General features: G+C 46.7%; 8 protein-coding genes. All 8 read left to right on the top strand.

What is annotated here, in order from left to right; translation table 11 throughout:
• Window positions 1–101: 101 nt before the first annotated feature.
• The 8 genes from NIASO_RS10105 to NIASO_RS10070 all read left to right on the top strand — a co-directional run bounded on the left by NIASO_RS10105 (window position 102) and on the right by NIASO_RS10070 (window position 15,793).
• Window positions 102–3,293 carry a SusC/RagA family TonB-linked outer membrane protein gene (locus NIASO_RS10105; protein WP_008585531.1) on the top strand — a complete coding sequence of 1,064 codons (3,192 nt, stop codon included), beginning with the start codon at window positions 102–104 and terminating at the stop codon, window positions 3,291–3,293.
• Between the two features lie 9 nt (window positions 3,294–3,302).
• Entirely contained in the window at window positions 3,303–5,237 is a 1,935-nt protein-coding gene (locus tag NIASO_RS10100) for a RagB/SusD family nutrient uptake outer membrane protein (RefSeq protein WP_008585529.1), read from the top strand.
• 32 nt (window positions 5,238–5,269) lie between these two features.
• Window positions 5,270–6,481 carry a DUF4959 domain-containing protein gene (locus tag NIASO_RS10095; protein WP_168128487.1) on the top strand — a complete coding sequence of 404 codons (1,212 nt, stop codon included), beginning with the start codon at window positions 5,270–5,272 and terminating at the stop codon, window positions 6,479–6,481.
• A 20-nt stretch (window positions 6,482–6,501) separates the two neighbouring features.
• Window positions 6,502–7,233 carry a DUF4998 domain-containing protein gene (locus tag NIASO_RS19675; protein ID WP_008585526.1) on the top strand — a complete coding sequence of 244 codons (732 nt, stop codon included), beginning with the start codon at window positions 6,502–6,504 and terminating at the stop codon, window positions 7,231–7,233.
• Window positions 7,234–7,519: 286 nt separating this feature from the next.
• Window positions 7,520–8,650 (top strand): glycoside hydrolase family 88/105 protein, encoded by a 1,131-nt coding sequence (locus tag NIASO_RS10085; protein WP_008585524.1) that lies wholly within the window; start codon window positions 7,520–7,522, stop codon window positions 8,648–8,650.
• Window positions 8,651–8,823: 173 nt separating this feature from the next.
• A complete protein-coding gene (locus NIASO_RS10080) occupies window positions 8,824–11,946 on the top strand; it encodes a SusC/RagA family TonB-linked outer membrane protein (RefSeq protein ID WP_008585523.1) in 3,123 nt (1,040 codons plus the stop codon).
• Window positions 11,947–11,956: 10 nt separating this feature from the next.
• Window positions 11,957–13,666 carry a RagB/SusD family nutrient uptake outer membrane protein gene (locus NIASO_RS10075; protein ID WP_008585521.1) on the top strand — a complete coding sequence of 570 codons (1,710 nt, stop codon included), beginning with the start codon at window positions 11,957–11,959 and terminating at the stop codon, window positions 13,664–13,666.
• 81 nt (window positions 13,667–13,747) lie between these two features.
• A complete protein-coding gene (locus NIASO_RS10070; RefSeq protein WP_025298863.1) occupies window positions 13,748–15,793 on the top strand; it encodes a hypothetical protein in 2,046 nt (681 codons plus the stop codon).
• The last annotated feature ends 107 nt before the right edge of the window (window positions 15,794–15,900 follow it).

The following is a 15,900-nucleotide window of genomic DNA, read 5'->3' as shown; positions in this document are numbered from 1 at the left end:
GTAACGCAAATGCTTGCCAGCCGCGCGTTTCCTGCTATTGAATACTTGTAATAACAGCTTCGGTATTAATCGATGATTGCTTCATCATTATTGAAATAATTATGAATTGGTTAAAAATTAAAAGAGGAACCCTCCTGCTTATTGTGTTGCTTTTTGTCGTAACGTCAAAAGCTTTTTCGGGCAATGAATTTATTAAGCGACCGCCTTCGCTAATCAAAAAGGAAGTGCGGGGAACTGTTACTGACTCTGCGGGGGTCTTATTTGGAGTAACTGTTTATGTTAAAAATCAAACATCAATCGGAACTACAACGGATGCCAACGGAAAATATATTCTGGACGTGCCTGACGAGAATTCCATTCTTGTATTTGAAATGACCGGATATGCGCCGGTGGAGATGCCTGTGAAAGGAAAGTCTGTCATTGATGTAAGAATGACGATCTCGCACAGCAAAATGGATGAAGTGGTTGTGGTAGCTTACGGAACTCAGAAAAAGGGATCTGTAATAGGATCGGTAACAACAGTAAAACCCGAAGATCTTAAAATTCCGTCGAGTAACCTTACACAGGCCCTTGCGGGGAGGGTTGCGGGTATTATAGGTTACCAGCGCTCTGGTGAGCCGGGAGCCGATAATGCCGAATTCTTTATCAGAGGCGCCACTACTTTCGGATATAAGAAGGATCCTTTGATTTTAATAGATGGGATGGAATATACCACAACGGAATTAGCGCGTTTAAACGTAGATGATATCGCCAGTTTCTCAATTATGAAGGACGCCACAGCGAATGCCTTGTACGGCGCGCGGGGTGCTAACGGGGTGATCCTGATTACCACCAAAGAAGGTAAAGAGGGAAGGGCCAAGATCAATGTGCGGTTTGAAAACTCCGTTTCGCAGCCAACAAGAATGGTGCAGATCGCCGACCCTATTACGTATATGAACCTGGAGAATGAAGCGGTGCTAACCCGGAATCCGCTGGGGATTTTGCCCTATTCGCAAAGCAAAATTGATAATACTATTTCCGGGATAAATCCCGAGATGTTCCCCACGGTAGACTGGCAAAAAGAGATGCTAACCCCCACTACTAATAACCAACGATTGAATATGAACCTGAGCGGCGGCGGTGGTATAGCTACTTATTATATTGCAGGCTCCATGAACCAGGATCATGGGAATTTAAAGGTGGATCACCGTAATAATTTTAATACGAATATTGACCTTAAAACCTATACGATCCGATCGAACGTAAATCTTAAAGTAACTAAAACCACATCGGCGATGGTGCGGCTTTTCGGAACCTTTGATACGTACACAGGGCCTATTACCTCGGGCGCGGCCATGTATATGAATATTATGCGCACCAGTCCTGTTTTGTTCCGGCCTTACTATAAGCCCGATTCTGCACACCGCTTTGTAAATCACATCCTGTTTGGTAATGCGGAGACAGGGAATTACTTTAATCCCTATGCGGATATGACGCGGGGGTATAAACAATATTCCAATTCGCTGATGGGCGCTCAGATCGAACTGAACCAGGACCTGTCTACTATCATTACTCCCGGGTTATCACTGCGCGGGATGATGACGACGAACCGCCGGGCTAATTTTACGGTTACCCGGGCATACAAACCTTTTTATGTAGCGCCAACCAATTACGATAAGTATACCAATACTTTCACCTTACTCGATTTAAATCCGGATACGGGTTCGGATTATATTGATTTTGTACCCGGAGATAAAAGTGTGCTTTCTACGTTTCATGCCGAGCTGGCTTCGAATTACAACCGCTCCATTGGAAAAAGCAACCTGACGGGTATGGCCATTTTTATGCTGCAAAACGACGCAAGCGGTAATGAGCTTACGTTACAGCGTTCGCTTCCTTCCCGTAATATTACCCTGGGTGGCCGTGGTACTTATGCATATGATAACCGCTATTTTGCAGAAGTTAATTTTGCTTATAACGGATCAGAGCGTTTTGACAGAAGTCACCGGTTTGGATTCTTCCCGTCCTTTGGCCTGGCCTGGTCTGTTTCTAACGAGAAATTTTTTGAGCCGCTCAAAGATGTGTTTTCAAAACTCCGGATCAGAGGAAACCTGGGGCTTGTGGGAAATGATGCGATAGGCAGCGCCAGCGACCGCTTCTTTTACCTGTCTAATATTGATATGAACGATCCGGACTATAAATTCAGTTTCGGAACGGATGGGGGTTATACAAGAAACGGTATATCGGTGGCCCGTTATGGCAACAGCCAAATATCTTGGGAAACGGCCCGTAACTCAACCTTCGGAGTAGAGGCCACTTTGTTCAGAAAACTGGATATTACTGCCGAATATTTCCTGGAGCACCGTTACAACATCCTGATGGACCGGGCTTCCATACCGCTGACCATGGGTTTGGAAGGAGCCACGCCTAAAGCAAATGTGGGAAAGGCGCGTTCCCGTTCTATTGACATTAACGCCACCTATAACCAGCGCTTCGGAAAGGATGTTGGCGTGCAGTTTATCGGCAACTTTACCTATGCGAAGAATAGGTTTGATGCTTACGAAGAACCTGAATATGCGTATCCATGGTCGTACAAAAAAGGGCAGCCGGTGAACCAGCAATGGGGCTATATAGCAGAACGCCTTTTTGTTGATGATGAAGAGGTGCAAAATTCTCCCGCTCAGGTTTTCGGAAGTACCCCCACCCGTGGCGGTGATATAAAATTCCGCGATGTGACCGGGGATGGAGTCATCAACCAGAATGATATGGTGCCCATCGGTTTTCCTACCAATCCTGAAATCGTTTATGGTTTCGGACTTTCCGGAAACTATAAGAATTTTGAATTTTCTTTTTTTGCCCAGGGTTCCGCACGGGAATCATTCTGGATCAACCCGCAGTCGACAGCTCCGTTCATTTCCTACCGCTATTCTTCCAATGATCCGGCCCCCGATAATGTGCTGCTGAAAAACCAGTTGTTAAAAGCGTATGCTGACGACCATTGGTCAGAAGATAACCGGAACCTCTATGCCTTATGGCCCAGGCTGAGTTATACTACTAATGCAAATAATAACCAACCCAGCACCTGGTTTATGCGGGATGGCTCCTTTTTAAGACTCAAACAGGTGCAGGCCGCGTACACCGTTCCGCCCCGTTTGTCTAATAAAATAAAAATGACCAAGCTGAGGATCTACTTCACCGGGGGCAATCTTTTTACCATCAGCAAATTTAAATTATGGGATGTTGAAATGGGTGGCGATGGTTTAAAATATCCTTTACAAAAAACATTTACAGTTGGTATTGATGCATCCTTTTAAAATTAATGTATGAGAACAATTCAAAAAATAGGAATACTGGCAATTATCGCTATAGGTATATTGCCTGGCTGTAAAAAATTTCTGAATGTGGTGCCGGACAGTATAGCAACCATTGAAAGCGCCTTTACGTTACGAACATCAGCAGAACGTTATTTATTTTCCTGCTTCTCTTATCTTCCTAATGACGCATCCTTTAATGATAATCCCGCGTTTAACAGTGGAGACGAAGTATGGTACATGGACCCGATCCGGGATGTGGATGCTACCTATAACAATATTGCCCGGGGGCTGCAGAATGCGGATAACCCGCTGGGCAATTTCTGGGCTGGGTCAACCCGCGGAACTGCCTTGTTCCAGGCCATCAGGAAGTGCAATACTTTTTTGGAAAATGTAGATAAAGTGCCGGATCTGAACGAGTATGAGCGGGAGCGCTGGAAAGCAGAAGTTGTTTTCCTGAAAGCCTATTATCATTTTTATTTATTCAGAATGTACGGCCCCATCCCGCTGGAAAAAACCAATCTCCCTATTTCGGCTTCCCCGGAAGAAGTAAAAGTGTACCGGGAGCCGGTGGATTCCTGTGTTAATTATATTGTATCGTTGCTGGACCAGGCGGCTGCAAGCGACCAACTGCCGGATCGTATCTCAGGAACAGAAAATGCAGACCTGGGAAGAATAACCAAATGCATTGTAAAAGCGATAAAAGCAAAAGTGCTGGTTACCGCTGCAAGCCCTTTATTCAACGGGAATACCGCTTACGCCTCTTTAATCGATAATAAAGGGCGGCAGTTGTTTTCACAAACGGTGGATCCTCAAAAATGGGCGAAGGCCGCAGAAGCCTGTAAAGATGCAATTGAATTTTGCAAGACTAACGGCTATTCATTGTCCACCTTTGCCGGGAATACAGGCTATATCCTTAATGATACGATCCGGCAGGAATTGGACATTCGTACGGCTATAACCAATAAAGTGAATAACCCTGAAGTGATCTGGCCTAATACGGATAGCCGTGCCGGCGATATGCAGCGTTATTCGATGGCAAATATTGCACCCTTTACCAGCACTTCAAACGCAAAGAGCATTATAGCGCCTACCATAAAAATGGCAGAGTTATTTTATTCGAAGAACGGAGTGCCCATTACTGAAGATCCGGACTGGAATTTTAATGATCGCTTTGCATTAAAAACGGCAGCGGCTGCAGATCAGTTCTATATTGCCAAAGGCCAGGAAACGGTGAAGCTTAATTTTGACAGGGAACCACGCTTTTATGCCTCCCTGGGCTTTGACAGGGGTATCTGGTTCGGCAACTGGGTCAATAATTACAATGTATATGCTGCTGCAGGTTTGCTGTATGTAAAAGGAAGAGCCGGCGAAACAGCCGCCAGACAGGGGATCAGTAACTATTCTATTACAGGGTACTATCCGAAGAAATTAGTGAATATTGAAACAACGGTTGCCGCCGATGGAAATATCACCAGCAATACCGTACAATATCCCTGGCCCGAGCTCCGGATGTCGGATCTGTATTTGTTATACGCGGAAGCGCTCAATGAATTGAACGGTCCCGGTGCGGAGGTGTATTATTGGATCAACCAGGTAAGAGCCAGGGCCGGGTTACAATCTGTTGAAGATTCCTGGACGCAACATTCCAGGGACCCGCTGAAGTTTAAAGATAAACAGGGGTTGAGGGCTATCATCCAGCAGGAGCGGGGTATTGAACTGATGTTCGAAGGCCAGCGTTTCTGGGATTTGTTGCGATGGAAGATCGCCCATGTAGAATTAAATGAACCCATCAGAGGCTGGGACATCACGCAAAAAGATGCCATCCCTTATTACAACCCGATGTTATTGTTTAATCAGCGATTTGCATTGCGCAATTATTTGTGGCCCATACAAACCAGTGAACTACGGATCAATACAAACCTGGTACAGAATACGGGATGGTAAATCAGATCAATTCAATAAAAACATATATGAAAATGAAAACCGCTTTTTTTATTGGATTATGCTCCATAATCTTTATAGGCTGTAAAAAAACAGAAAATACCCCGATAGATACAGATCCATCAACGCCGGATCCCGTGGTCAATGCGACGGTAAAAAATATTTCCGGTGGCGCGCAAATATCTTATACGTTGCCGGCCAGCTCCAACCTGCTTTATGTAAAAGCAGAATACCTGTTTAAAGGAGAAGTAAAAGATGTGAAAGCCTCTTTTTTCTCAAACAATCTTATCGTAGAGGGGTTTGGAGATACTGATGAACATGAAGTGAAATTGTACACGGTAAGCAGGGCAGAAAAACTATCAGCCCCGGTAACTGTTAAAATCAAACCGCTTACCCCCCCTGTTTTAAAAGTTCGCCAGTCGTTGTCTGTTACGCCCTCGTTTGGTGGCTTCCTTGCATCGTTTGCAAATGAAGACAAAGCGAATATGGTTATCATGGCACTGAAATGGAATGCCGAGCAAAAGGAATGGCGCCAGATCGATGCAGCCTATACCGCATTGCCCGCGGGCCTGTTTAAAGTTAGGGGCCAGGACTCTACGTTGCAGGATTTTGCTTTGGTGGTAAGAGACCGCTGGAATAACCTTTCCGATACTATGGCGTTTCAGCTAAAGCCCATTTATGAGGTGCTCCTGGACAAGTCCTTATTTAAAGACATTAGAAAGAAATACCCGATCCCGCAGCGGGAGCCCCTTCCGCAGTCCGGCGCCGCAATGATCGAAGCGGTTGATTATTCGAGCAGCTATCCCATGAAAAATCTGTATGATGGCAATACTTCGTCGATGTTCCATACCAAACAGAACGTAGATCAGCCCATTTGGATCCCCATTGACCTGGGGGTGAAAGCCCGGTTCAGCCGCTACAAGATCTGGCAACGGACCGGAGGATTTGAGTGGGGGCATGGAAACCCGCATGAATGGGAAATATGGGGCACGAATACGCCTAATGATGTGAACAGTTGGGTGTTGCTGGATCACCAGATCATGGTAAAACCCTCCGGTTTACCGGAAGGCCAGAACTCAAACGAAGACGTTGATCTGGCTAAGAGTGGCCAGGAGTATGACTTTCCTGAAAATGCACCTGCTGTTCGTTACATTGCCTGGAAAAATGTTGACTGCTGGAGCGCTATTACCGGCCGAACAGGATTCTTTCACGTTTTTGAATTGTCTATTTGGGGACAGCTTAAATAAAAATAACCGTAACAATGAGGATGAAATATAATTTATCGAACTATTGTGCTCCCTGCTTGCTGGGAGGCGCGCTATTCCTTACAATGCTTTTTTCCTGTGGGAAGATGAATAGCAACTATGCGGATTTTGTAAAGAACGGGGAGATCGTTTATTCCGGCAGACCCGATTCGCTGACGGCTTTTTCAGGAGATAACCGGGTATTGCTCCGATGGATGCTTGTGTCGGATCCCAAGATTGTGCAGTGCAAGGTTTTCTGGAATAATAAAACCGATTCTTTGGTCATCCCCGTAACAAGAAGTGCCGGCGTGGATACGATCAATGCAATGGTTAATAAATTGCCCGAAGGTTTGTATGCCTTTCAGGTCTTCGCCTATGATGGCGTTGGACATTCTTCTGTAAAATCCGAAGTAACAGCAGCGTCTTATGGGGATACTTATGCCCAGTCGATATTCAATCGCTCGCTTAAAGGGGTTACGAAATCAAAAGACGGGAAAACGGTTTATCTGAGTTGGTTTGGCGCCGGCCAGCAGGCCGTGGTAGTGGAACTACAGTACACCAACAGTACCGATCAACTGGTAACCCTGTATCTCAAGGGGCTGCTCTCGGAAAGAGGGAATCCTATCGGTTTTGCAACGGCAGATACGATCACCGGTTATAAACCCGGAACCTCTTTTAAGTTCCGCACCGGATTTGCACCAACAAAAACAGCAATCGACACGTTTTATACCGATTATAAAACCGTAACGCCGTAAAATAAATAACAGAACTCTTGTTCATATGTCAGACAGCGGGTATATCCCGCTGTTTGGCGTTATAAACTCCTTATCGTAATGGAACACTTTCGGGATCCATCCGCAGCTTTCTGCCGGAATTGTTTAATAAACGGATAATATGCCAAATTGCGCCGCTGTTTTTAATCATTAGTATTGTATTTGATCACCGGCAGGCCATTTGCTTGGCAACTTGTATTGAAGGGAATGTGGACCGGGAGTGTGGTCCTGAGTAAATAATGAAGATTGAAATTTTAAACGCGGTTATATGCGAATAGTAAAAGCATTGATGATCGGAGCTGTGTTATTTGAAGTGGTAGCGGCTCCTGCACAGACAACTGTTCCCCAATTCAAAAACTGGCCGGAGGGCGCATCACCAAAAGAGATAGGCGATAGGATCACGTCAAGATTTATTGCAACACCGCATACGAATTTTAACCGGCCGGGCCCGCCAAAAATGATCACCTACCCCGAAACCTGCACCTGGTACGGAGCGTTAACCTTTGCCAAAGTAACGGGTAATACCGCGTTTACCAAACAACTGGTAGCGCGTTTTGATCCACTGCTGGGCAGCAGGGATACGTTGATCCCAACGCCGGATCATGTGGATCGCACCGTGTTTGGTGCAGTTCCTTTTGAATTGTATATACAAACGAAAGACCCCCGTTACCTGGCTATTGGCAAACGGATGGCGGATAAGCAGTGGGGCCCACCAGAAGGGAAAATGGTAACCCCCGATTCGCATCGTTTTTATGATAAAGGATTGAGCTGGCAAACGCGGTTGTGGATTGATGACATGTTCATGATCACCGCTGTTCAGTCGCAGGCATACAGGGCAACCGGGGACCGTATGTATATTGATAAAGCAGCTAAAGAGATGGTTTTCTATCTGGATTCCCTGCAACAACCCAATGGTTTATTTTATCATGCGCCGGGTGTACCCTATTTCTGGGGCAGGGGCGATGGCTGGATGGCTGCGGGGATGAGCGAATTATTGCGCTCGCTGCCGAAGGATAATCCCAACCGGTCCCGCATTATGGAAGGCTATAAAAAAATGATGGCTACCTTATTAAAGCACCAGGCCGAAGATGGTATGTGGCGGCAACTCATTGACGACCCCACTTCCTGGAAAGAAACCTCTTGTACCGGTATGTTCACTTTCGCATTTATTACCGGCGTAAAAGAAGGCTGGCTTAACAAAGCCACGTACGCTCCCGCGGCACGTAAAGCCTGGCTCTCATTGATCAAATACATCAATGCAGATAATGACATTACGGAAGTGTGTGAAGGCACTAATATGAAAAATGACCATCAATATTATCTCAACCGGAAGCGTATTACCGGTGATTTGCATGGCCAGGCGCCTTTACTCTGGTGTGCTACGGCCCTGCTGAAATGAACAGATAATGCTTTTATTTTAAACGTTTGTCCAGAACGTCGTGAGCCAATGGCTACCCGGAAGAGCGGGAAGACATGAAAGGCTTATTTTTCACTTGCCTCAAACGTACCGCCTCAACGACGTTCCGGCTTCTAAGCCTGTTTAGCTTTTAGTCTCTCCTAAAACGAATACACATGAATAAACGATTATGGACAATTGCTTTGGTCATCCTGCTATGCCCGGCGTTGGTTTGGGCAAAGGACCTGCAGGCCGGGATGGCTGTTATAAACCTTAATGGCAATGCGATACCGGCGGCAATTCACGTAGAAGGGACGGTTACGGATGAAAGCGGCAAGCCGTTAACAGGGATCAACATTATAGAGAAAGGCACCACGCGTGGAACAACGACGGATGCCAATGGAAGATTTAGCATTGAGGTTGCGAACAGTAAAGCGGTGCTGGTCTTTTCCGGCGTGGGCTTTTTGCAACAGGAAGTAAGCGTAACCGGGCCGGAGCCCCTTAGTATCGTTCTGCAAACAAATATTAAAACTGGAGATGAAGTGATTGTGGTGGGCTACGGAACCCAGCGAAAAAGGGATATCACCGGCGCCATTGCCTCCGTAAGCGAGCAGGCCATTAAAAATGTTCCTGCCTCCAACCTTAGCAATGCTTTGCAGGGACAGGCAGCGGGAGTGGATATTCAGCGAAGCGGCGCCAACAGCAAGCCCGGTGCAACGCCCAGTATACTGATCCGGGGCTCCCGCTCACTGGGTGCTTCTAACAGCCCGTTGATCGTAGTAGATGGCGTCCCGTTTAATGGTAGTATAGCAGATCTGAACCAGGATGATGTGGTATCTGTTGAAATATTAAAAGATGCCTCCGCCACGTCTATTTACGGATCGCGCGGAGCAAATGGCGTATTATTGATCACCACAAAACGAGGTAAAGCAGGATCAACGCCTGTGGTTACCTATAGCGGTTATATAGGCACTTCTAAAATAACCGATGAATTTCCTGTTATGAATGGACAGGAATTTGCCACATTAAAAAAATGGGCGAATATTAATGCCAACCCCGGTAAATATACAGGGTTGGATGATCCGCTTTTTCTTACAAACGGCGTATTTGACCCGGCAGAAGTAGAAGGGGTTAAAACCGGAAGAAGCACTAACTGGCAACAATACATCTACAAAACGGGGATCATTACGGATCACCAGGTAGGCGTATCAGCGGGGACAGATAAAACCCAGTATGCTGTTTCAGGAGGGTACTTTAATCAAACCGGGATTTATCCGGGACAATCGTTTGAGCGCTATTCTGTCAAAATTAGTGTGGACCAAAAATTAGGCAAACGCATTAAAATCGGGTTGAGCTCATTAAATAATTTTTCAACCCGAAAAGGAGAAAGCGCCAACCCGATGGCGCAGGCGTTACGGGCAAGTCCCCTGGTATCGCCTTTTGATTCAACAGGAGCCGTGCTCAACAATTTTGTTCCGGGCAGCGCCAGCCAGGTGTGGAACCCTTTGGCGGATTTTGAAAAGAATGCAGTGGTGGAAACCCGGAAACGGTTGGGGACTTTTACTACGTTTTATGGTGAGATCAATCTGCTGGACGGACTGAAGTATCGTCTGAATGCAGGAGCCGAGATACGCAGTGATGTGTATGGTAATTTCTATGCCAGCAAAACGACTTATAACCTGGGTAAGCCCTCCACCTCCTCTAACAGAACGGCATTGAGCACCGACTACACGATAGAAAATTTACTGGTATATGAAAAAACGTTTGCAGCAAAACATCATATAAATTTCACAGGCCTTTACAGTTTGCAGCAATCGCAAAGCCAGTCGAATCAATTTGACAATACAGATATTTCTGCGGACTACCTGGCCTTCTATAATCCCGTGTATGGCTCTAATCTGACGGGTAAGGGCGCTTATTCAAAATGGGATATTTTATCCTATATGGGAAGATTGAACTATGGCTTTGATAACCGTTACCTGCTTACGCTTACTATGCGGTCGGACGGCTCTTCCCGCCTGGCTCCGGGTAATAAGTATCACGTTTTTCCATCTGCTTCTGCGGCATGGAACTTAGGGAATGAAAAATTCTTAAAAGGATCCGAAATATTCTCAAGCCTGAAACTGAGGGCCGGATATGGAATGGTGGGTAATACCGCTATTGATCCCTACCAGACGCTGGGGTCTTTGTCTCCGCTAGTGTACAATTACGGAAGTACTACTACCACCGGTGTGTATCCTTCCAACGCGCCCAATCCAAAGCTGACCTGGGAGAATACGGCAACGGCTAATATCGGGATAGACTTTAGCGTACTTAAGGACAGGGTCAGCGGCTCCATTGAATTGTATCATCAATACACCAATTCCTTGTTGTTACCGCAAACACTGCCTCCAACCTCCGGTATCCCTAATAAAATAGTAACCAATATTGGCAAAACAGAAAATAAAGGGATGGAGATCACCCTGCATACAGAAAATATCCAGGCGAAGCGGGAACAGGGTTTTTCCTGGTCCAGCGATTTTAATTTTTCAATCAACCGAGGTGTTATTAAACAACTGGCCAATGGCGTGTTGAGCGATGTAGGCAATGGATGGTTTGTTGGCAGTCCCATTGATGTATTTTATGATTATAAGCGATTAGGGATCTGGCAGAATACCTCAGCAGATTCTGCGCTGGCCAAATCATTAGGGTTAACCCTTACGGGAACGTCTTCTGTGATCGGTACTATTAAAGTTGCGGATGTGAGTGGGCCCCAGGGCGTGCCCGACGGAAAAATTGACGCAACCTACGACCGGATCATCGTAGGCACCAGCCAGCCTAAATGGCAGGGAGGTACTACGCAACGCATCGCTTTTAAAGGCTTTGATTTTACTGTTGTGGCTTTTGCGAGAATGGGCTTTATGATGAACAGCAGTCTGTACGGGGGAAATTTTGTGAACACTTACCAGGGCACTTACAATAATATGCAGGTAGATTACTGGACGCCCGATAATCACCAGAATCAATTTCCCAAACCCAATGCTGCCACCACCAACCCGGCCTACCGGTCCCTGCTGGGCTATTTTGACGGAAGCTTTATCAAGATCCGTACACTAAGCCTTGGATATACGCTTCCCGCGCGATGGGTAAGCCAGTTAGGATTAAAGGCGTTCCGCGCTTATGTTACAGCCTCGGATCCATTTATACTCTATGCACCCTACCGGAAAGCGGGAGGGTTGGATCCTGAAGGCGCGGGAACAGTAGGCATTGACACGCCACCTGTACGATCAATGATCCTTGGAGTAAATGTTACCTTTTAAAAATAGACACATGAAACGAATTATATTTTTCTTTACGATAATAATGGCGCTGTCCGGATGCAGCAAATTTTTAGTAGAGGACCCGAAGGCCACCCTGGTGCCTGATTTTTTCTCCACCACACAGGGCTTCCAGCAGGGTGTGGACGCGGCTTATGCGGGTATGCGTAATTTCTGGGGCGCACAGGATCTGTTTACCATGACCTGTATCGGAACGGATGAGTTTATGCGGGGGATCGATGGCAACAGCGATATTAACCTGTACAGCAGCAATTACACCTCCACCAATGGATCGGTTGCCAATATCTGGAAGGCTGCATACACTTTTATAAATACCTGTAACGGACTTATTGATAATGCAGCTAAAGTAGACCTGCCGCAGGCTGCAAAAGATAAACTTATTGGTGAGGTGAAATTCCTGCGCGCCAATTATTATTTCATACTGGTGCAATTCTACGGCGGGGTAACGCTCAATAAGGATTTTCAGGCAACGCCCACAACATCCGCAACAAGGAGTAGTTTGGCAGATATGTATGATTTTATCATTGAGGACCTGAAGGCGGCGATTGCCATACTGCCCGCGAGCCCCAAAAGTACCGGGGTGTTGCCGGGGAAGGCTACCGCGGCTGCAGCCAAACATGTACTGGCAAAAGTATACCTGGCGCGCGCAGGATCGGCTGCGAAAAAGCCTGATGACTACCACAACGCCTACCTTACCGCAACAGATCTGATCAGCGGAAGTGCGTCTATTGGGTTAGGGCTGCTGCCGGATTTTGGAAAAGTGTTTGCCGAGGGAAATGAAGACAATGCGGAAGTGCTCTGGTCCGTGCAGCATACGTCCAACCTGGCTTATAACGGGCCCAACAACAGCGGTATATCCAACTTCAGCGCAGATAATGTTTTAAATCATATGTGGGTGCCTCAGTATGAAAAGCAACCCGGAATGGTGCGCAGTATGGATTACGGCAGACCATATATCCGGTGCATACCCACAAGATGGCTTACAGATACTGTTTATAAAGAAAAAGTTATTGACAGCCGCTATAGTAAAACATTTCAAACAGTTTGGTATGCCAATAATCCCGATCCCAAAGGGTATCCCGTTTGGCCCAACCCGCTTCCGGCAGGAGCGCCGGCGGGCGCAGTTTCGGGGCAGCCCAAATTTGCTTTTGGCGATACGGCTATTTACATGCCGGGTGTGGATGCTTCAGATGCCCAGATAAAAGCCGCGAAATATTTGCTGATGCCTCCACGTAAATACGCGAATAATCTTTCGCCTGCAATGAAAAAATATTTTGATACCAAGCGGGCCAACTTAAATGATCCCTCGGTACGACCGGTGATTGTTTTCAGACTGGCGGAAACCTACCTCGTTGCAGCAGAGGCGGCATTTATGGATGGCGATGTTCCCAATGCCGTAAAGTATCTGAACCTCTTGCGGGAACGCGCAGCGGCTACCGGTGCTAATCCACAACTGATGGATATAACGGCAGCAGATATTTCACTAAATTTTATCCTGGATGAGCGCTCCCGCGAATTATGTGGTGAAATGGTGCGTTGGTGGGACCTGGTGCGGACTGGTAAACTTTTGGAACGGGTACGGCTTCATAATCCTGAAGCGGCGCCCAATATTATCGACAAACACATCCTGCGGCCCATTCCACAGGCACAGATTGATGCGACTATTACCGGCGACCCTTATCCGCAGAACCCGGGGTGGTAGCCTAAGGATTTATAATTGTATTTTTTACGGTGATATCATATGTTTGAGTTGTGTAAATGTTATTTATTGAACGCATCTATAATGAAGAAATATTATTTGGCTATTAGTACAGCATTGGCATTTTTTACAAATGCCAATGCGCAGCAAGCAACCCCGGTGCAGGACCGTTGGGCTATACAACAGGACGGAAGTATCCTTTGGCAGGTAAAAGACCGTCTTCCACACGAAGATCATATTGAAATGAGCGGACAGAAAGTTTCCCTTTGGTTGCAATACGGAGTGGATGAATCAAAGAAACCTTCCTATGTACGGACTTTTGTTTATCCCACTTTTCGCCTGTTGCCGGCCAGAACCATATCTTCCATGATGTATAGTGTGGATGATGAAAACCTGCCCCGGATTTTGCTGAATGATAAACTGATGAAAAAGGGTGTGTATAATGCCACCGTTATGGAAGATCAGCCGGAAAAAACAGCAACGATCCGGTTTGATGGTATGCTTACCGCAGAGAGCTCGATCGGCAAGGATGGGTCCATTATCTTAAAAAGATCGTTTTTCCCCTCGGTAGATAAAGCGCTTGCTGTTGAAAAATTAGTCTTTATTAATAAGGGAAGCCAGGCGGCAAAAATAGAAATGGAATATATGCGGCGGGAGGTGCGGCCTGCTCCCGAACGGGCTAGCGAAGGACCGCTGCGCTTTATTGTTGCCACCGTTGGTGACGGGCTGAAAACCGTTGCCCCCGGAGATTCTGTGGTATTTGGTATCAGCTACCAGGCCATTGCCGGGGCTGCTACGCCGCTGATGGATGTAAATATAAATAAGGAAGAAGCGGCGAGGCAGGAAAGAGTAAAGGAAATTACCTCGCTGCTGCAACTGGAAACACCGGACCGTGTATTGAACACTATGTTTTATTTTGCCAAGATAAGAGGCACCGAAAGTATCTATAATACAAAAGGCGGATTCATGCACAGTCCTGGCGGCCTGCGGTACTACGCCGCCATATGGGCTAATGACCAGGCGGAATATGTCAATCCTTTTTTTGCATTCCTGGGCGATAAGATCGGAACAAAGTCTGCCATGAACGCCTACCGTTTGTTTGCCGGTTATATGAACCCTGAGTATAAGCCCATACCCAGCTCCATTATTGACGAGGGCCGGGGCACCTGGCACGGAGCCGGAGACCGTGGCGATATGGCTATGATCGCCTATGGCGCCGGTCGCTTTGCACTAGCCAACGGTAGCGCTGATTCTGCAAGAGTATTATGGCCGCTGATCGAATGGTGCCTGGAGTATTGCAAGCGAAAAATTAATGATGAAGGCGTGGTGTGGAGCAACAGGGATGAACTGGAGGGACGGTTTCCTTCGGGCAATGCAAATTTGAATACGAGTTGTTTATATTATGATGGATTGGTGTCTGCCGCAATGCTGGCAAAGGCCCTGGGGAAGCCCGCTGCGCAGGTAAAAGGCTATACCGATCAGGCCGCACAGATGCGTATCAATATTGAAAAATATTTTGGTGCTACGGTGGAAGGATTTAAAACCTATCGTTACTATAAAGGAAATGATACCCTGCGCGCCTGGATTGCCACACCATTGGTAATGGATCTCTTTGACAGGAAGCAGGGAACGATCGATGCCCTGTTTTCGGAACGCCTGTGGACTGCCGACGGGCTGGCTTCCCTTGCCGGAAATAAAACGTTTTGGGACAGAGCCACACTGTATGGGTTGCGCGGGGCATTTGCAGCAGGTGAAACAACCAAGGCTTATGATTTTCTGAAATATTATTCAGAAAGGCGTTTGCTGGGCGAGCATGTACCTTATGCAGTAGAAGCTTACCCCGAGGGGAACCAGCGGCACCTGTCGGCAGAAAGCGGACTGTATTGCCGCATTTTTACCGAAGGAGTATTAGGGATGCGTCCTACAGGTTTCCGGTCCTTTAATTTTACGCCCAACCTGCCGGCAGCATGGAATTATATGCGGTTGAAAAATATTCATGCATTTGGAACGGTGTTCAATATAGAAGTGGTAAGAAAAAAGGGCAGCTACCTGACGGTGAAGGTTTCCGGCGATGGGAAAGATAAAACTTACGCAGTTAAGGAAGGTAAAACGATAGCTATTCAGTTATAAGGGAGTAGAAAGTAGCGAGTAGCTAGTGGGAAGGAACCGGTTGCCCCTATTGACTACTCGCCACTTCCCTCTTGCCAAACAATCATTACAACGATACTCTTTTTCTT

Source organism: Niabella soli DSM 19437 (assembly GCF_000243115.2).
Lineage (GTDB): Bacteria > Bacteroidota > Bacteroidia > Chitinophagales > Chitinophagaceae > Niabella > Niabella soli.
The sequence above is the reverse complement of the archived record's forward strand: the minus strand, read 5'-3'. Positions and strand labels throughout refer to the sequence as shown.